Origin of the sequence: Nitrospira sp. KM1, assembly GCF_011405515.1 — a bacterium.
GTDB lineage: Bacteria > Nitrospirota > Nitrospiria > Nitrospirales > Nitrospiraceae > Nitrospira_C.
Genome location: NZ_AP022671.1, coordinates 2020927 through 2041348, shown reverse-complemented (window position 1 = coordinate 2041348; position 20422 = coordinate 2020927). Strand labels below are relative to the sequence as shown.

General features: G+C 57.9%; 11 protein-coding genes. 9 read left to right on the top strand and 2 right to left on the bottom strand.

Annotation, left to right across the window (positions count from 1 at the left end; genetic code table 11):
• Nucleotides 1-7: 7 nt before the first annotated feature.
• Together W02_RS09320 and W02_RS09315 are read right to left on the bottom strand one after the other, a co-directional pair.
• Nucleotides 8-2848, bottom strand: coding sequence for a response regulator (locus W02_RS09320; RefSeq protein ID WP_173047016.1), 2841 nt, complete (start codon nucleotides 2846-2848; stop codon nucleotides 8-10).
• On the bottom strand, nucleotides 2845-4125 hold the full coding sequence (locus W02_RS09315; RefSeq protein ID WP_173047014.1) for a DUF3391 domain-containing protein: 1281 nt from the start codon (nucleotides 4123-4125) through the stop codon (nucleotides 2845-2847). The genes W02_RS09320 and W02_RS09315 overlap by 4 nt, the downstream gene beginning before the upstream one ends.
• 303 nt (nucleotides 4126-4428) lie before the next feature.
• Between W02_RS09315 and W02_RS09310 the strand changes: the two genes are divergently transcribed.
• From W02_RS09310 to W02_RS09270, 9 genes are all read left to right on the top strand, one after another.
• On the top strand, nucleotides 4429-5670 hold the full coding sequence (locus tag W02_RS09310; RefSeq protein WP_173047012.1) for an HD-GYP domain-containing protein: 1242 nt from the start codon (nucleotides 4429-4431) through the stop codon (nucleotides 5668-5670).
• Entirely contained in the window at nucleotides 5667-6383 is a 717-nt protein-coding gene (locus W02_RS09305) for a flagellar brake protein (protein ID WP_173047010.1), read from the top strand. Before W02_RS09310 ends, W02_RS09305 begins: the two co-directional genes overlap by 4 nt.
• A gap of 303 nt (nucleotides 6384-6686) precedes the next feature.
• Nucleotides 6687-9344: a glycosyltransferase gene (locus tag W02_RS09300; RefSeq protein ID WP_173047008.1), complete on the top strand. Its 2658-nt coding sequence runs from the start codon at nucleotides 6687-6689 to the stop codon at nucleotides 9342-9344.
• A gap of 1 nt (nucleotide 9345) precedes the next feature.
• Nucleotides 9346-10347, top strand: a complete 1002-nt coding sequence (locus W02_RS09295; protein WP_173047006.1) for an NAD-dependent epimerase/dehydratase family protein — start codon at nucleotides 9346-9348, stop codon at nucleotides 10345-10347.
• On the top strand, nucleotides 10301-11500 hold the full coding sequence (locus tag W02_RS09290; RefSeq protein ID WP_173047004.1) for a DegT/DnrJ/EryC1/StrS aminotransferase family protein: 1200 nt from the start codon (nucleotides 10301-10303) through the stop codon (nucleotides 11498-11500). Before W02_RS09295 ends, W02_RS09290 begins: the two co-directional genes overlap by 47 nt.
• Nucleotides 11497-15702 (top strand): FkbM family methyltransferase, encoded by a 4206-nt coding sequence (locus W02_RS09285; RefSeq protein ID WP_173047002.1) that lies wholly within the window; start codon nucleotides 11497-11499, stop codon nucleotides 15700-15702. Before W02_RS09290 ends, W02_RS09285 begins: the two co-directional genes overlap by 4 nt.
• Complete coding sequence (locus tag W02_RS09280) at nucleotides 15699-16889, top strand: glycosyltransferase family 9 protein (protein WP_173047000.1); 1191 nt, start codon at nucleotides 15699-15701, stop codon at nucleotides 16887-16889. Before W02_RS09285 ends, W02_RS09280 begins: the two co-directional genes overlap by 4 nt.
• A 7-nt stretch (nucleotides 16890-16896) precedes the next feature.
• Nucleotides 16897-18708: a glycosyltransferase gene (locus W02_RS09275; RefSeq protein WP_173046998.1), complete on the top strand. Its 1812-nt coding sequence runs from the start codon at nucleotides 16897-16899 to the stop codon at nucleotides 18706-18708.
• Entirely contained in the window at nucleotides 18705-20363 is a 1659-nt protein-coding gene (locus W02_RS09270; protein ID WP_173046996.1) for a glycosyltransferase family 9 protein, read from the top strand. The genes W02_RS09275 and W02_RS09270 overlap by 4 nt, the downstream gene beginning before the upstream one ends.
• Nucleotides 20364-20422 lie beyond the last annotated feature (59 nt).

Sequence of the window (20422 nt, the reverse complement as noted above, 5' to 3'; positions counted from 1 at the left end):
GTTCCGTTCAGGCGGCCTTTCTATCCAGTCCGTTGAGATAGCCCTCGATATCCTGCGTGAGACGAGTGATTGCGCTGTGCAGTGGCTCGACCAGCGTTTTCGCATCCTCCATCCGGTCCGTCCGGCTCAGAGCTTCCAGTTGGCTGGCCAGCAACGCCGTCGGACGAGCGCACAGATTTCCGGCCGTTCCTTTGAGCAGATGAGCGGACTGCTCCAGGCTCCGGGTATCGCCTTTCTGCACTGCGACCGTGATCCTGCATACCATGTCTGGCCCGCTGACCAGGAACATTTCCAGCAACTGCCGAACGAAGTCCGGATCTCCTCCGATGTTCTCCAGGAGCGCCGCAGCATCGAACGAAGTCGGGCGGGAAGACGAGCGTAGTGTATCAGCGTGCGCCGTCTCGTCCGTTCGACCGACCGTGGGAACCGCCGCATCGATTCGTGCGCAGGCGCTCGCGTGGGAGGGAATCCATCGCTGGAGGATATTCTGTAACTCCTCACTCTTAATGGGCTTGGAGAGGTAATCATCCATGCCCGCCGCTAGACAGCGCTCGCGGTCGCCCTGCATCGCATTGGCCGTGACTGCGATGATGGGGATGTGACCGGGATAATGATTGACTCTTCCCTCACGCTCTTTGTTCCGTATCACCGACGTGGCCTCGAACCCGTCCATGACGGGCATCTGACAGTCCATCAGGATGGCCGAATACGTCGATCGTTCCCAGGCCTCGATCGCTTCATGGCCGCTGGCGGACACATCGACGGAGTAACCCAACCGTTCCATCAGACGTGCCATCAATTTCTGATTGACCATATTGTCCTCGACGACGAGAACAGGCGCGGCCGGAGGGGCGAGCGGTTCTGTCAACGCACGCCCCGGCGGGGTCTTCTTCATCTCGGTCGGACGCAATACGCCGAGCGCGCGGCAGAGCCCCCCATACAGCTGGTCGTGTCGGACCGGTTTCGTGATGTAGACGTCGATGCCCGCCTGTTTTGCCTGCTCCGACTGACCCTTTTGAACCAGTGATGTCAAGAGAAGGAGTTTGATACGACGACCGGCTGGATGTGCCTTCAGGAGCCTCGCCAGCATCAATCCGTCCGTTCCGGGCATCATCATGTCAAGAACAGCGACGTCGTAGGGCTGGTGCCGGGCGGCCGCCTCTTCCACGAGTTGGACCGCCCGTTCGGCGTCCTCGGCCCCGTGGTCGTCCATGCCCCATCCCTGGGCAAAATGATGCAAAATCATTCGATGCGATTCATTGTCGTCCACGACGAGTACTCGCCGACCAACCAGATCCGCATGGGTGGTGGAGGACGATTCCGGTTGTTGCTTGAGAAGTCGCGCGGTACACCAGAACGTGCTTCCTTGTCCCGGTGTACTGTTCACTCCGATCTGCCCTCCCATCAGTTCGATGAGCTGTTTGCAAATCGCCAATCCGAGTCCAGTCCCGCCGTAGCGTCTGGTCATGGAACTGTCAGCCTGAGAAAACGGTGTGAACAGTCGATCTAGACTGTCCGGAGCGATCCCGATGCCTGTATCTGTGATTTCAAACCTGACGAGAGCGCTGTTCGGGCCGTCGTCTGCGAGATAGACCTGCAGCGTGACCTCTCCGCAATCGGTGAATTTGACGCCGTTGGCCACGAGATTGGTCAATACTTGTCGAAGCCGACCCGGGTCTCCGCGGAGGCCTGTCGGAACGGTCGAATGGACCAGACCGGTGATCTCAATCCCCTTGGTCTGCGCACGTTCCGCGAACTGAGCCAGAACATCTTCTACCGTGGTCCGCAAATTGAAGGCGATGCATTCAAGCTCCAATTTTCCCGATTCGATCTTGCTGCAATCCAGGATGTCGTTGATGATCGAAAGAAGGGCTTCTCCACATTGGTGAATCGTATCGACGCAGCCTCGTTGATCGTCGGACAGGGCCGAGTCGCGCAACAGGCCGGCCATTCCGATGACCCCGTTCATCGGGGTTCTGAGTTCATGGCTGATCGTGGCAAAAAAATTGGTTTTGGCACGATCCGCGTCCCGGGCTTTCTGTAAGGCCGCCGCCAGTTCGCCATTGACGCATTCGAGGTGAGCCGTGGCCTTCTGCAGTTGCTGTTGGGTCGTCCGGACGTCTGTCAGATCGATCCCATAACCTCGCACATGATGATGGGAAGGAACCGGGCAGAATGTCCAGGCGTAATTGAAGCCGGACAGCGCGACTTCGATCTGGGGAGACGTTCGGCCGGTTCCTAAACACTGCTTCACGAGAGAGTCGATATTCTCCGGGAGGGCATTGGGGAACCCGGCTTTCGAATAGCCGAATGTCCTCAACAGTGTAGTCATCGCAGGGTTCGCATAGAGGAGATTGGCATCGGCATCCAACTCGACCAGGGCAGAAGGAGACTCCTCCGCAATCTGCGCGAGCCGGTTGCGATCGTCCTCTATGGCGTGCTCTTCGGTCAGATCGCGAAACGTAAACAGGGCCGCCGCATCGCGCGTGGCGGCGAGCGGCTGACACGTCCAGGTAATCTGAATCACCTGTCCGGTTTCGTCTGGGAGAATGCCGTGTGTCCCTTGTGCCGGCTGTCGCAACATCAGAATATCGCGGAGAGTCGGGGAGGTCACGATAGCCGGCGGTGACGGTCGATGCCACCCGAGGAGTGTGGCGAGTGGCTGATGCAGACATCGCGTCCGGGAACGCCCGATGATATGCGTTGCTTGGCGGTTGAGCCAGCGGACAGTCCCGCGCATGTCTACAAGGCACGCGGCCAAGGGCAGAGCTTCCAACACCATATAGGTAGACGCATCCGGAGTTCCAGAATTCGCCACTCGCGACTTGCGTGAATCGGACACGCTCACGCGGCATTCTCCCGGGGTGTCGAATCCAAGTAGGCGGCCACGTTGATCTGTTCCGTTCCGGGGTCCAGTGCCGTCAGGATGGTGCGTTTGAGCGCGCCGCTCTCGGTGTCGGTCAAGTCCACAATGATCGGATCGGCATAGGATTCTCCGTTGGGGTCCATGATCACTTTCAACGTCGGTTTCAACCGTTGCTCCGGATGCACGCCGACGACGATCGCTCGTTCGCCGGTATTCAGTTTGACCACGCTGCCGATTGGATAGACACCCAGGCACTTGATGGCGACCTCGACGAACGCCTTATCGAACGTGCGCTTTTCTCCGAGCATAAAGAGGTTTCTGATGGCCTGAAACGGCGACAGCGGCATGCGGCCCGCCTGATGCGTCACGAGGGATTGGTACGTATCCACGATACCGACCAACTGGCCGAGCGGTGAAACAGCTGCTCCGCTCAATCTGGACGGATATCCTGAGCCGTCGATGCGTTCGTGATGTTCCACAATCACGCTTCGAACGCCCTCCGGCAATCCCTTGGCCGCAGCGAGAAGTGTCAAACCCAGCCGAGGGTGCTGGCGCATTAATTCCTCTTCGTTCGAGGCCAACCGATGTCGTGCCCGATACAGATTTCGCGGAAGACGGACATAGCCGACGTCGTGTAAGAGAGCTCCAATTCCCACCTGTTCGACATCTTGTTCCTCCATGCCGTACTCGGAGGCAAAAATGAGCGAGAGGATGCACGTGTCAATGGCGTGGCCGGCCAGCCCCCGGTCGAAGCGGCGCATCTGCTGGAGCAGAATCTGGGTCATCATCGCCGTACGATCCTGCAACGCCCTGCTCAAGAAGCATCCGACTATGGTTTTCAGCGTCGAGACTGGAGGGACGGTCCCTCCATTGAGGTCCTCGAATACCCGCTCGATCGCGGACTCAGCCTCTTGATAGGCCAGTTGATCCGCACGGGCAACGGCAAGGCTGCTGATCCTGTGATCGTTCAGTCCGGTATTGGAGACGGAAGGTGTCTCCACCGCACCGGGCATCGTCCCGTTCTCAGGAGTATCCGGCTGTTGTTCTGCAGGCGGTGGGGTATCGACCAGATCGAGTCCTTTCATGGGGTCGATGGTGACTTCCCGGACGCCGTGACGGACGAGTTCATCAATGGTCTCTTGTGATTGGACTAGGAAATGATGGAGGAGAAACGGGGTTTTGTACCAGGGCTGATCCATCCCCACCACATACATACCGGTCTTTAACTGATCGACCCGGATTCGTTTACGCGTCTTCATCCAACTCTCTTTCTCCACGGGACAACTGCTGAAAGGGAGGCACTCGGCAGTCGGATGTTTCTCGAACGTGCCTGAACCCGCAACGGTCGCACCCGTGACATACTCGGTCATTGCCGTATCGGCCGATTTCTCTACGACTTGACCGGTTGATGCAGTCCGCCCGCCGGTCGCTTCGAATGGCATCCGGAGGAGGCCAATGGAGCATTCCCGCTTAAGTTTCCCTCTTCAGGTACCGATAACGTTCGTCAGAGCGTATTGCTGTCTCTTAGAACATGGTCGGCTCCATTCGTCTACGCGTACAAGATGAAAAAACACATATCCATTGATGAACTGACAGTGGGGATGAAGATCCTGAAACTCGACAAGCCATGGGCGGAAACACCGTTTCTGCGACATCGCATTCGAATTACCCAGCCTCAGCAGATCAACGCGCTTCGCGCGTGTGGTGTGCGGGTATTGGACGTCGAAGTCGATGAGGCGCAACCTGAAACCGTGACGGATGCACCGCTCCCTGCTTCGGAGTTGGCACATGATCCGACAGAGATCGATTCCTCTGGTGAAGGGGAGAATAGTGGGAGAAGTCAGGAGACCCGTTCATTCGACGAGGAGCTGCCGGCGGCGCGACAGGCGTATCATGCGGCGAAAGATATTATCGGACGGGCCATGGCTGATGCCCGCATGGGACGGGATATCAGTATGGACGTCGTGAGCCAGGTGGTGACGGCGATGGCCGACAGTGTGTTGCGCAATCCAGATGCCTTGACGAGTCTTTCACGGCTGAAGCGGTTCGACGAGTATACATTCTTTCATTCTGTCAATACGTCGCTGCTGGGGCTGGCCCTCGGACGGAATCTAGGCCTCGGCCGTCAATCGCTGCATCATTTGGGGGTAGGCACGCTTCTGCACGATATCGGAAAGACTCGAATTCCACTCGAAATTCTGAACAAGCCCGGTCGGTTCGAAGACAATGAATTTGAGATCATGAAGCAGCACGTCATGCGGGGTGTGGAGGTTTTGTCTGAAACGACAGGCCTCAGCGATCCATTTTTGAAGCCGGCGCTCGAACATCACGAGCGAGTGGACGGAAGCGGATATCCCCATCATCGACGAAAGGCCGATATCAGTGAATTTGGACGGATAGCGGCCATTGTCGATATCTATGATGCCATCACCAGCGACCGTTGCTATCACAAAGCCAAGCCCCCCCACGAAGCTCTTCAGTTCATGTACCAACTCGCGCAGCGCGGCCACGTCGACGGCGTACTGCTTCAACGATTCATTCAGGTCGTGGGAGTCTATCCAGTCGGGTCCTGCGTCGCCTTGAACACTGGAGAAACGGCGATCGTGCGTCAGGTGAATCGTGAGAAGCCGTTACAACCGTGCGTCTTGGTGGTGAAATCGGCCGGCAACACGCTCCTATCGACCCCCGAGGTAACAGATCTGTCCCAGCAACTTCATAAGCCGAGACGAACCATTCATGCGGCGCTGGATCCTCACATCGTCGGAGTGAACCCGGCGGTCTATCTCGATCAGGAGGCCGCGTGAACGAGGCGCGCCACTCCAAGCCCTCGTCGTTCTTGTCTGTGGGCCTGCCCCTGAAGCTTTCGTTTCAGACGCACCGCGGGAAAGTACAGGTCGGTTCGACGTTGTTGGGGTGGAAAGACCATGCCTGGCTGGTCTGTGAATGGCCCTTCCATGATCAGCACGAAATCGTCTGTACGGCTGGCACGCCTTGTCTGGTGAGTTATGTCTACGAGGGAAAGCTGATCGGCTATCGAACGGAAGTGCGCGAGTCGCAGGTGCTTCCGGCTCCGCTCCTGTTTCTGTCCTTCCCAAGCCAGGTCGAAGAATTTCATCTGCGGAAGGATGTTCGGGTCCAGAGTCATGAGCCCATGCTGCTGATGCAGGTGCCCGATTCCTCCACTTCTGTGTCGTCTGCGAGCCATGGATTCATCGGCGGGCTGCTCCAGGATTTCAGCAAAAGCGGATGCAGCGTGCTCATTGGACGCCTTCCCGCTGGGCTTGGCCAAGGCGCTCTCGTAAAACTCGAATTCGCTCTGCCGGGGGTCGGTCACATTACTAATCTCACCGGCGTAGTGAAGAACCTGCAGGAGCAGGAAGCCAACTATCTGCTGGGGATCGAATTTCGCTTCAACGAGATGGAATACATCGAGTTTCGCGGATGGGGCGGATCGGTTCAGAATGCCATCCAGCAATGGACCGCTCAGAAAGCCTGTGACATGCTTCCTATCCGCTAGCATCGGGCAATATTTTCCGAGTCACAGCAAAGTCGGACTCGATCAGAGTCGGTAATTTTTTCCCTCCCAGTTATCTTCTCTTTCTCACTTTGCGTGGATCTCCTTGTTTTTTCGGTATTGTCAAGTGGCACACATCTTGATGTGCCCTGGAATGAATGCTCATCGACTCCGTCATGTGATCTCGATATGCCGACCACGCAAACCATGGCGCATTCCGCAATAGAGCCGACTTTGGTAAAAGGCCGTCGGACAATCCACACCGCTGAGACCGCGGACCTACTCTCAGGCCTGCGGACAGCACGTATGTTGTTTCAACGCGGCAAGAATTTGGAAGCCATTGATCTCTACGAAGCACTGGCAGTCGGCCATCCGCATGCCGCGATCGATATCTTAGCTGAGCTTTATGATTTGTATCAGATGTTGCCGCAGAACACGAATCGCTATGCGCTGTATCAATCGCGCCTCTTTGATTTTGCAATCAAACCAGGCGACCGGATCCTGGACATAGGAAGTGGCAACGATCCGTTTCCCTTCGCAACGCATCTGGCCGATGTGGCTCCGGACGACGACCGCTACGGTCGAGCAGGTGCCCCATTTAAGCGACCGGAAGGCATTCCGGTGACCATCTGTACCCTTGAGGACATGAGCTGTTTCCCGGATAAGCAATTTGACTTCGTCTACTGCTCCCATGTGCTCGAACACGTGGCTGACCCCGAGCGGGCCTGTCGAGAATTGATGCGCATCGGCAAGCGAGGGTACGTCGAGACGCCGACGAGGGGGAAAGACTTGTGGTTGAACACGGCGGAGATTAGCCATCATCGCTGGGCCGTCGAGCTTCTTCACGGCCGGCTCACGTTCACAGAATATCTTCCTCGTGAAATCCAAGGTCTGCGATGCGACCTTTTGATGAAGATGCATGTCGCCCCGGAGTCCAAACGTGAAAAGGCGCTGACATCGCTGCTGTATCTCAAGGCGGATCTGGTCAATACCATGCTGCTCTGGGAAGGCTCGTTTGACGTTGAAGTGCGCAAGATCCCGTCGCCGGCCTCGAGCAGCCATATGGCCTCCGGCCTGGACCAGCAGTCCCGGCGCTTGCTAGAGCAGCCGGCGCCCTCGCCGTCCACCGTCACTGCAGTCAGAGAGACCCCCACCGCGCAGAACGTTTTCTCCAATCCGCGATGCCTCTTCATCAACACGTACTATGACGCGTTTCTTTCTCATCACTACTCGAGCGCGCCATCCCTCATCGATGGGTCCTATGAAGAGCAATTGGCGTCTTTGCAGGAAACGTGTTTCGGCGACAGTGATTTCTATTCTTCTGCTTTGCGGCAGGCGGACTGGGAGGCTTCCGATATCATCGTCAATTGCCGCCCTCTCCAGAAGCGATGGGCTGAAGAGCGGGGCATAGATCCACAGTGTCCGCCCTTGACGATCGCGATTGAGCAAATCAAGCGCCTGCGGCCGCAGGTTCTCTATCTGCAGGACTTGGGAGTCGGGTCACGGGAATTTCTTGCAGCCGCCCGGCCATATGTAGATTTGATTGTCGGCCAGATTGCCTCTCCCATTCCTCCCAATGCGGACCTCGATGCATTCGACGTGCTCATTTCATCGTTTCCTCATTTTGTGGACCGGTTCCGGGGGGAGAAGCGTGCGGCGTACTATCAGGCCCTGGCCTTCGACATACGCGTGTTCCATCGCCTCGGGCAACCCTCTCGGGATTATCCATTGACCTTCGTCGGAGGACTGTCTCCGGCCCATCGCGAGCGGCATGAATTATTGGCTGATCTGGGCAAGAACCTGCCGCTGCATGTGTGGGGGTATGGGACCACCGCCCTGAAACAGCATCATGTGGATGTGTCGCGCCTCCATGGCGAGGCCTGGGGACTGGATATGTTTTCCATCCTTGCCAGATCGCGCATCACTGTCAATCACCATATCGATGTCGCCAAGATGAATGCGAACAACATGCGTTTGTTTGAAGCGACTGGATGCGGTTCGCTATTGGTTACGGATTACAAGGAGAATCTGAGCGACCTGTTCGAAATTGGAACGGAGGTCGTTGCGTATCGTTCCGTTGGAGAATGCCGGGAACTCATCGCGTATTACCTGGCTCATCCCGAAGAGGCGAGGGCCATCGCCGAGCGCGCCCATGAAAGAACCGGGCGGGAGCATACCTATGAAGCGCGCATGCGCCATACATCGGAAATCCTCGGCCGGCACCTCGAATTGAAAACGGGGAACAATCGTTTGCCGGATCCAGACTTGGGACGTGTCTCCTATGGCCGCACAGCCATACGGCCTGACCAGGTCACGCCTGACCTGGTCCAATCCTGGCGTTCGGATTCGATTCCACTCAAGCAGCGAGCGTTGGTCGATGTCGAGCTGCGTGAGATGTACCGAGGGCAGCCACCCATCGTATTCCGTGTATTGGCCGACGCGGTGCAGCCGTACGTCAGGCCGAACATCGAGCTGCTGGAGATTGGGTGCGCCAGCGGCTATTACGCCGAAGCTCTGCAATATTTGCTGAATGTTCGCCTCTCTTATTTCGGGATCGATTTCTCTGAGGCCATGATCCGCATGGCCAGGAGCTACTATCCCAATGCCCGATTTGAGGTCGGAGACGGTGGGAGCCTATCATTCGCCGATCGGTCGATTCCCATCGTTGTCTCCTCCGGCGTTCTACTTCACGTTCAAGAGTATCGCGCGCATATCAAGGAAGCCGCACGCGTCGCGTCAGCCATCGTCGTGCTCCACCGGACTCCGGTTACGCGGAAATCGGCGACCGCGCATTTCAAAAAGTTCGCTTACGGCGTGGAGACATTCGAACTGCGGTTCAGCGAAAGCGAGATTCTCAGCCTTTGTGAAGAATCGGGACTGGAGCTGTCGTCCGCCCTGACGTATCACGAACAGCCGGATAAAGACGAGTTTGAGACGACCTATGTCTTCAACGCAGCACGATAGCATGGCGCCCTTTCGTCGAGCCCGGGTCTTGATCACGGGCGGACTCGGATTCATCGGGTCGACCCTCGCGATTCGGCTCGTGCACCAAGGGGCCGATGTGACGGTGGTCGATAGCATGATTCCCGAATATGGCGGCAATCTCTGGAACATCGAGGCGGTCCGCGATCATGTGCGGGTCAACATCGCGGATGTCCGGGATGAGCATGCCATGAAGTATCTCATTCGCGACCGCGACTATCTGTTCAATTTGGCCGGGCAAACCAGCCATCTGGATTCAATGGATAATCCATTTCCGGATCTGGAGATCAACGCGCGCGCGCAGCTCTCGATCCTGGAGTGCTGCAAGCGGTACAACGGAGACATTAGAGTCGTCTTTGCGGGCACCCGTCAGATCTACGGCAAACCTCACTATCTGCCTGTCGACGAACAACATCCGCTGCAGCCGGTCGACGTCAACGGCATCAATAAGCTGGCCGGCGAGATGTACCACCGTTTGTATCACCAGGTGCACGGCATCAGGACCACCGTCCTGCGTCTCACCAATACCTACGGCCCTCGCATGCGCGTCGTCGATGCCCGGCAGACGTTTTTGGGGATCTGGATTCGGCAGCTGCTCGACGGGAGCCCTATCACCGTGTACGGCGAGGGCCGGCAGATCCGTGATTTCAACTATGTCGAGGATGTCGTCGACGCCTTGCTGCTGGCCGCCTCCGCTCCTCAAGCCGTGGGAGAGATCTTCAATCTCGGCGATGATCATCCGGTGAGTCTGATGGATACGGCGGAATTGCTGGTGCGCCTGCACCGGCACGGCCGGTACCAGATGGTTCCCTTTCCGGCTGAACGGAAACAGATCGATATCGGGGACTACTACGGCGACTACCGGAAAATCGCTGTATGTCTGAAATGGAAACCATCCACCTCCCTCTCTGACGGGCTGCGTCAAACCCTGGAGTTTTATGCGAAGCACTACCAACACTATTGGCCTCTTGCCGTCGCGGCATGACGTCATTCAGGTGGCCGACCCGCGCGCCGAGGCGCTGCGGACACGTGACGCGCTGATGACGGTCGTCGAGCGTGTCCTGACGAAGGGAACCTACATTCTCGGTGAGGAGGTCGAGGCGTTCGAACAGGAGTGGGCGCAATACCTCGGTGTGGTCGCCTGTGTCGGTGTGGCAAACGGCACCGACGCATTGGCTCTCGCGCTGAGCGCGGTAGGTGTGAGCGCCGGTGACGAAGTCATCACCGTCTCGCACACGGCCGTGGCAACCGTGGCCGCGATTGAATATCTCGGCGCCTGTCCGGTCTTCCTGGACATCGATCCGCAGACCAGATGTGTGGATCCCCGTCTGATTCGTTCGGTGCTGTCTCCCCGGACCAAAGCCATTGTGCCAGTCCATATTTATGGACAGCCGGCTCCGATGGACGAGATTCTCGCGGTGGCGGACGGGCACGGTCTCAAGGTGGTGGAAGATTGCGCGCAGGCCCATGGTGCCGCGATCAACGGTCGCAAGGTCGGGACATTCGGACATGCGGCTGCATTCAGCTTCTATCCCACGAAGAATCTTGGAGCGTTGGGCGATGGCGGCGCTATCGTCACCGATGACCCCTCGATAGCGGAGACGCTCCGCGCCTTGCGGCAGTACGGATGGAAGCGACGATATATCAGTCAGACGCAGGGGAGAAATTCCCGTCTCGACGAATTGCAAGCCGCCGTGCTCCGATTCAAACTCCCGTTTCTCGAAGAACGCAACCAACGGAGACGGACGATCGCCCAATCCTATCAGGCCGCGTTGGTGGGGACCGGGCTCCAGCCTCCCGTGAGCGTGCGAGATACCCTCCATGCCATGCATCTATTTGTCGTGGAAAGCCGGGCCCGGGAGGCATTGGAAGCGCATCTTCGTTCCGCCGGCATCGCGAGCGCCCGTCACTACCCCATGCCTGTTCATCTGCAGCCGGCGTATGCAGGACGACTTCGCGGATCTGATCAGCTGCCCATTACGGAAGCTCTCTATCAAAGGATCCTGACCATCCCCTGTCATCCGGACTTGGAAGACGGGCACATCGACCGGATTGCCAGCGCGCTCCGCCTGTGGCAGGAGCCGTCGAGCCGCAACGGGGGGCGCCATATCGATCCGAACCGAGAGAAGCATCCATGACGCGGTACTACTGCACCTATTTCGATCGCAACTACCTGGTCAGAGGGCTGGCTCTGATTGACTCCTTGCGCGTGAGCGAGTCGAAAGATTGGGTGATCTTCGTCGTCTGCATGGATGAGATGACTCACCTGGTTCTTCGACGCCTCGGGCTTGCGAATGTCCAGCCGATCCCACTGCACGACATCGAATCCCGCGATCGGCCCTTGCTTGGCGTCAAACCCACCAGAAGCCTGGTCGAGTACTACTGGACCCTGACACCCACTGTCATTCTTCGCATCATGGAGCGGCACAGACAGGTCGACGTGTTGACCTATCTCGATGCCGACCTGTTCTTTTTCTCATCGCCTCAGCCACTGTTTGATGAACTCGGTCAGACGTCCATCCTGATCCACGAACATCGGTTCTCCCCTCGTCAGAAGGATCTCGCGACGCACAATGGCCGTTTCAACGTCGGATTGCTGATGTTTCGGCGTGATGAGAACGGTCTGAATGCACTGCGATGGTGGCGCGCCCGCTGCATCGAATGGTGCTTCACGCGCTACGAACAGGGAAAGATGGGAGACCAGTTGTACCTCAACGATTGGCCGCAGCGGTTTCGCGGCGTGACGATCCTTCGACATGTGGGTGGAGGCGTCGGACCTTGGAATCATGATCGATACGTGATCGCATCGTCCGACAACGGCTCGACGCTGGTCGATGGGCAGTCGCTGATATTTTATCATTTTCATTCGTTCAAACTCGTGGCGGCGGATGCGGCTATTCCGGTCTCGCATGCGCATTATCCATTGACGTATGGGAGCCTGCGCCATTGCTTCGTCCCCTATGCGGAAGCATTGGCTGCAGGTCATCACACATTGCATACTGCCGTGCCGGATGTCCGATGGGGCATGGAAGAGTCGTTGACGATCGCTCCTCAACTGACATTCATCGCGCACAGTCAGCTGCGTGAAACCCTCTCCGAGCACGCACGCGGGCACCGCATGCTCAGCTTGACGCCGCGCTGGGATGCCTATTGTTCCGAGCAGGTGCTGGACCAGGGATCTGCCGGTCGACACGCAACCGTCTCAGTGGAGCACGACATTTCTCACCAGAATCATCAGATCATCGCATCGGCCAGCGAGGTCTCCATGCCAACACCGACACAGCATGACTCCTTTATGTCGCTGTATCAGACCGAGACGGCGAAACAGATCCGTTCCCTCTACGTCATCGGCGCCCATCGATTCCAGGAGCGCGACTTGTTTGATCGGCTGTTCCCAAATCTGGAGCGGATTTACTTGTTCGAACCGATTCCGCAACTGGCCGAATATCTCAGGCGGTTCGAGAAGGTCGATTCCCGCGTGAAGGTGTTCTGCTGTGCATTGTCGAATGAAAATGCGACACGGGACTTCTTCCTGACGAACAACGACGGTGAATCCAGCTCCCTCTTGCACTTGGGAAAGCATAAGCAGATCTTTCCGCACGTCCACGAGATTCGCTCCATCCCTGTGTCCTGCCGGACGCTCGAGTCGATCATCCAGGAACATGGATTGAGTCAACCGGATATGCTGCTTCTCGATGTGCAGGGTGCGGAATTCCAAATTCTCTCATCTCTTTCCCCGGACCTGAAAGCGCGCGTTCTTGCACTGTATGTGGAGGCGAGTCTGGAAGAAGTCTATGCGGGGGCGAAGTGTCTGGATGATCTCAAGGAGGTCTTGCAGGCCGATCATGACCTGGTCTCATTTGCCCCGCTGGGTCCTGATTCGCCTACTCATGGGAACGCCTTGTTCGTCAATCGCCGATTTCGCGCAGACATGGCGCGGCCCAAGCGAGCTGGGGGATCCGAGCATCCGCTCATTTCCGTGATCGTATCCAGCTATTGCGCAGAGGCCTTCATGCGGGAGTGCCTCTCGGACCTTGAGCGACAGACGGTGATGGGGAAAATGGAGATTATCGTGGTCGATGCCGCCTCTCCCGAGCAGGAAGGCTCGATTGTTCGAGAATTCCAGCAACGGCATCAGAACATCATCTATCTGCGAATGCCTTCGCGCATCGGGGTGTATGCGGCCTGGAACGTCGCCATCAAATTGGCGAAAGGGCGATTCATCACGCCGTTTAGCACCAACGATCGGCTCCGTTCTGACGCATACGAAATATTGGCGAAGACCTTGGAGGAACGGCCCGATGTGGCGCTCGTCTATGGTGATACCTCGATCACGGCTCAACCTCATCAGTCATTCGAGCGACACGATCGCTGTGATCTATGGCAATGGCCCGACTACCGTTACGAGGGCCTCCTGACGCACTGCGGTGTAGGTCCGCATCCGATGTGGAGAAGCGAGGTTCATCGCGCCGTTGGCTATTTCGACGAGACCTATGTGGCGTTGGGGGATCAGGATTTCTGGATTCGCCTCGGCGCCCAGCACCAGCTGTTGCACATTCCCGTCGTCACGGGGCTGTATTGGCGGTCGCCCGAAGGGCTATCGAACCGCAAAGAGATCGCCGAACCGGAGGAGAAGCGACTGCGGGCGACGTACCCCCCGTCCATTCGACCGTCCACTCCTTCGTCCCGGCAGCCAGTTCGGGAGACGGATCGGACCTATGATTGTTCGGTGATTATTCCGGTCTGGAATCGGTGTGAGCTGACTCGGGAATGCGTCGCAGCGCTGGCAACGACCACCAAAGACGTCTCGTGGGAATTGATCGTGGTCGACAATCATTCGACCGATGATACTCCGGCTTTCCTTTCGGGATTGAGCGGTGATGTCCAAGTGATCCGCAACCAGGAAAACCTCGGATTTGCCAGAGCCTGCAATCAAGGCGCGCAAGCCGCACGGGGCAGACATCTCATTTTCTTAAACAACGACACGGTGCCCTTGGACGGATGGTTGAGCGCCATGCTGCGGGAAGTCGAGACGCATCGTGAGGTGGGAGTAGTCGGCAGCAAGCTTCTTTACGCGGACGGCACCATTCAGCACGCCGGGGTCATCTTCCTTCGGGAACAATTGTCTCCGTATCATATTTATCGGCTCGCACCCGCCGACCATCCGGCCGTGAATCAGCGGCGCGAATTTCAGGCTGTGACAGCCGCCTGTCTATTGATCCGTCGGAATCTCTTCGAACAGGTGGGAGGTTTCGATGAGCGGTTTCGCAACGGCTTTGAAGACGTGGATCTTTGCCTCAAAGTCAAGGCCGCAGGTTCCGTTATTGTGTACCAGCCACAAAGCGTCCTCTATCACCTCGAGAGCCAAACGCCGGGGCGTAAACAGTTTGAAGAAGAAAATGGCCGCCTGCTTACCGAGCGTTGGGGTGGTCAGTGGTGGTCTGCAGACGAGGATCTGTACTACCACTCGGACGGGTACAAGCTGATCTGGGACGAAGCCGGAGGGTCGACCAAGGGCAGTCTTGAACTCCTGATCGACAATCGAGACCGCGATCAGTGGGCCCATGTGGCCAGGACGCAACGGGCTGCGCTTGTGAAGGACTGGGACGCGGTGCGAAAAGAGCTAATCTGCGCGGCGGATTGGCCCAGCGATTGTTCCGTCCTTCTCTGGGGAGCACGGACGTGTGACCGTCTCCAAGAACCTGAGCTCCTGGAAATATTCGTACGGCGCTGCCTTCAGATTCGGGATTCCTCTGCAGCACGATGCCTGCTCATTAGGACGCTCATCGATCAACGGGAATTCGAAGGTGCGGAGGAGCACCTCAACACTGAGCTCACCATTCGACCGCTCCTCGCTGAAGCCTGGCTGTACAAAGGGGTCCTCAGCATGCAGCACGAGGCCTATCAAGAGGCGGAAACGGCATTCGCGTCCGCTATGCAGCATGGAGGTGATCGCCAGAAGTCCTTGTTGGGAAGTGCGATGGCTGCGTTCGGCACCCGACGATTCGAACAAGCGTGGGATCGGTTTGCTCTTATTCTGGCTGAGTGGCCCGATCATCCGGAGGCCATGCATTGGTTGCTTCGCACCGGCACCGCACTTCAACGCTGGGAAGACCTTGCCGACCACTTCGACCGGTATGTGATGCGAAACCCCGGCGATCTGACCACGCGATTCGCCTTCGCCGGTGTCTTGCTTCGGGCAGACCGTCTCGACCGTGCCAGGCTCGAGTACGACACGCTTCGTGTGCTGGATCCCTCCTACGACGGGCTTGCAGAACTCGCGCGCGCGTTGGCAGAAGGGGAAGCGGCTCTCGAAGCCGTTGATTCATCAAAATCATGACACGCGCACTCGTCATTCAATTGGCGCGGTTGGGCGATCTCCTGCAGACGATCCCGGTGATTGTCTCGATCAAAGATCGCCATGCCGATCTCGTGCTTGATCTGTTGTGTCCCGCCCCGTTCGTCGCAATCGCCCGCATGATCCCGGGAATACGCACCGTGTTGGGCTGGGATGGGGCGACGTGGCGACAACAGGTGGAATCTGCGGAGACCAATTTCGGAGCTGCACATGTGGCTGAAGCTGATCGTCATCTGCGGACAGTGACGTGTGAGACCTACGATCGGGCTTACGTATTGAATCAACATCCTCGCGCTCTTCTTGCAGGCGGTTTGCTCGCCCGCGAGATCGTTGGCGCCCGTTTCCATGTGCTGGATGACCGGCTGACGCCTTGGGCAGCCTATCTCCGGCAAATGGCCCGCACGGGTCATAGCCACCGTGTTCATCTCTCCGATGCCTTCTGCGGTCTTTGTTCCGTGCACCCCCCCGGCCGAGCATGCCGGATTCCTGTTCCCGACATCTCTCTTTCAAGCGATCTTCGAAAAGTCGGGAATGACGAAGGAACGTGGGTTGGTTTGTTGGTAGGAGCGGGCGATGCCGAACGGCTGGTCCCTTTGTCGGTTTGGCGTGATTGGATCGCCGGGTTTCTTCATGTGGTGCCTCACGGGCGGGTTGTGCTGATCGGGAACAAGGGGGAACAACAGCGCGCGCAGGAACTGAGGGAGTTGTTGCCGTCCTCCACGCTGAACCGAACGCTGGATCTGACAGGCCGTACATCACTGCCGGAGCTTGCCTCCGCACTGAGCAGATGCCACTTGGTGATCGGAAGCGATACGGGGCCGTTGCACCTGGCTGCTGCCGTTGGGACGAAAGTGATCGGCTGGTACTTCTCGCGGGCGAGCGTGCATGAGACAGGACCTTATGGGCCCGGGCATGTCATCTGGCAGGCGGTCCGTGCGGAATCGAATCCGGCGTTTCCTCCCTCCCCCGTGGCACCCTCCAGATGGCCGGTCGAGGAAACGCTTGCCTATCTGACAACCTCGTCATACGAGGGGCGGCCAGGCTGGTCTGCCTGGCGCAGCCATTGCGATCGCTGGGGAGCCTACTACACGGAAATCGGGCAGGAGACCGGTCCGCCGCAAGAACGGGAACGGACGTGGCAACTGCTTCACCCTGTTGATGTCGGATGAGGGATACGTGAATCACTTTGCACAGAACATCGAGCGGATTCGCAAGCACAATCCGGCTCTCGCGCAAGCCGTGATGGAGAGCGGCGCTTGCGGAATGAGCATACAGACGTCTCGAGAAGGCAGTCCTTCAGCCATGCACAACGGACAATGGATCCATAGTTCGTACGACCCTCGAAAGGAAGCTCATTCCTGGGCTGCCGCTCAGGTCAAGGATTGGAAAGATGGGGAGCTCGGTGTGGTGCTTGGAGTCGGACTGCTGTATCACGTGGAAGCCTTAGTCGCTGCGAAGGGCCGGGATCTCCGAGTGGCCGTCGTTGTGCCGGATCTCTCATTCATGAAAGAAGCAATCACGGTCAGATCCGTGGGGAACTGGTTCGATGAAGTGGAATGGCTCTGGGGCCCTCAAAGGGACCTTGCGACGCAGCTCTCTGGGCACAAGGTACCGCTGCGGTTCTTTACCTTCGCATCGGCGGCTCGGTTGCACGCCGCTCACCATCAAGAATTAGAAACGGCTCTTCGCCATGCCATTACGACTGGGTCCGGGCAATTACACGTGGCGGTCGTCGGCCCGATCTACGGAGGCTCACTCCCAATCGCAGGGTATGCTGTCCGAGCGCTTGAAGGTCTTGGACACCGCGTGACGTGGATCGACCATCACATCCATTACGCCAGTTACGAAGCATTCGGCACGGTCCGCGACAGCCGTAACCGGCTTGCATTGCAGAGCCGATTTGCCGACGTGCTCAGCCTGGAAACAATGACCAGGTTGGCGGACGATCCGCCCGATTTGGTGCTGGCGCTGGCCCAGGCACCGTTGACCATGGCCGTGCTCGAACATTTGAGAAAAAAGAAATTTGTCACGGCCATGTGGTTTGTCGAAAACTACCGGCATTTGACGTACTGGCAGCAATTGGCGGCCGGCTACGAGTATTGGTTTGTTTTCCAACGAGAGGAGTGTATCGAAGCGCTGAAACGTGCGGGCGCTCCGCATGTCAGCTACCTTCCCATGGCCGCGGATCCAGAGATCCATTGTCCGCGAGTGCTCACGGAGGGCGAACAGAGCGAATTCAAATCAGATGTATCCTTCGTGGGGGCCGGCTATGCCAATCGAAGAGCTCTCCTTCCACGGTGGCTGTCGCCAGAGTGGACATTCCGATTATGGGGCAACGAGTGGGACGGCGCCAGCAATCTGAGGCACGTGTTGCAGCGTGAAGGACGACGAATCGACACCGACACGTGCGTGAAGGTCTTCAACGCGTCATCGATCAATCTCAACCTGCACTCCTGGTCGGGTGATGGACTCGACGTGCAGGCTGATTTCGTTAATCCGAGGACCTTCGAACTGGCGGCCTGCGGAGCGTTCCAGCTAGTGGACGATCGCCGGCTCCTGCCGGAAGTCTTCACGGAAGGCGAAGTAGTGCGATTCAAGAACGCGGCAGACGTTCCGCGGCTTATCCGCCACTGGCTGAACGATGCGGATGCCCGCCACGCGATCGCGTCTGCAGGCCGGCAGCGTGTTCTGCGTGAGCATACGTACCGGGATCGCATGAGGGAATTACTGACGACGATCGGATTCCATCAACCGGACCGGATCGGAGCCATTCTTCGAGGAGATCGCGATGCTGATCGCATGGCGAACGAGGCGTCGTCTCCGGAGCTCGTCGCACTGTTGCGACGGTTTCCGGCGGGCCGCCGCGTCGAGTTGAAGGATGTGGCGGCTGAGATCCGCTCGCGAGGTGCCGGCCACTCACTTGGGCGGGAGGAAATGCTGATTCTGATGATGGACAGCTATCGAGCGGAGACGCGGGATTTAGTATGAGCCGGCGTGTGCTGATCGTGAATGTTACGCGCATGGGGGATCTCGTGCAGATGGGCACGCTCTTGGCCCGTTTGCAGGAAGAGTGGCCAGGAGTTCAGGTGGATCTGGTCATCGACCGAAGATTCTCTGAGGTCACGTCTTTGCTCGCAGGAGTAGAAGAGGTCGTACCCTATGATTTTCACGAATTCATCGACAACAGCCGGATTGCGAAACATGATGTAGGGTCTCTTTATCGCGAAATGCGAGCGTGGGTCGCACCGCTTCATGAACGTCGCTACGACCGGATTATCAATCTGACGTTCAATCCGGCCAGTGCATTCTTGTCGAGCTATATGGACGTGGCTGACATTCGTGGCGCAAGGTGCGGCTGGGACGGCCGCATGATCATCGACAATCCATGGATGAACTATTTTAGCGACATGCATCATTTTCGATCCATGAACCGGTTCAACTTAGTCGACGTGTACGCGTTGGGCGGAAGCGGGCCGGGGAAGTTCGCTCCGCTTCGGGCGTGCATTCCCGCCGAGGCAGGTGCCTGGGCAAAGCACTTTCTTGCTATGCCGGGCAATGACTCGCACCAGTGGATCGCGGTGCAGGCCGGTGCCAGCGATGTTATGAAAGCCTGGCGACCCGAACACTTCGGAGTTACGCTCGCGAGACTCTCCGACAAATGGTCAGGCGGAATTGTGCTTGTTGGTGCCCCCGGTGAACAGGCAACCGCTGCGCAGGTGGTGCAGGTCTACAGAGGATCCGGAGGCAAGAACCCCGTGAAGAATGCTGTCGGTCACACGTCGGTTTCGCAGCTGACCGCATTACTCGCTGAGAGCCGGGTGCTTCTGACCAACGACACGGGTCCTATGCACTTGGCCGTGGCCGTGCAAACCCCTGTGATCGATGTGTCGGTCGGCCATGTGGATTTTCGAGAAACGGGTCCCTATGGACGGGGGCACTGGGTCGTGCAACCTCAATTGGATTGCGCGCCATGCGGCTTTCAACAAGTTTGTGCTCATCATTCGTGCAAAGACCGTATTCCCAGTGAACGCATTGCGGAGTTGATGCTGCATGTACTGGGAAAGGCGGGGCGGCCGAGCTCAGATCCGGGGTTTCGGTTGTATGAATCGGATGTGGACGAGGATCAACTCGGCACGTTCCGGCTTCGCGGAGGGGTCGAAGCTCCACTTGCCGAATGGTACGCGGAGTTCTGGCGCAGGTATGCCTACAAGTCTTGGACGGGACTTCCGAGCCGGTTGCCGGTTCAGCCGTTGCCTCCGCCTGACGCACGACTAGCGATGGAGCATATTGCGTTGCTGATTCCTCGTCTTGATGCATTGTGCAGGCGTGCCGGCAAGATCGCCCAAGTCGCGAGCCGCCGGCCGCTGCCGGTGAACGAACTGCAGAGGCTTCAACATACCCAGGCGGAGGAGCGCGAAAGAGCCATTGCAATGGGAATGAGATCACCGGCCACCGGGCCTGTCACCGTGGCATTTGTGAGATCCATTCACAGCGACGACCTTCAAGGACTCGATCGACTTGCGCAGTATCATGCGCAGGCCTGCAGGAAGTGGCGTGTGCAGGTGGTGGAGCTCGGCGATGCATTGTCTCATTACCTTGACGGGACATTGTCACGGCCACTCGCCATGGCATCGGGAATGTGACCGGCAAGCGGAGCCATGCTCAACAGCGAGGCATGGCCAGACTGGAAACACAAAGGAGA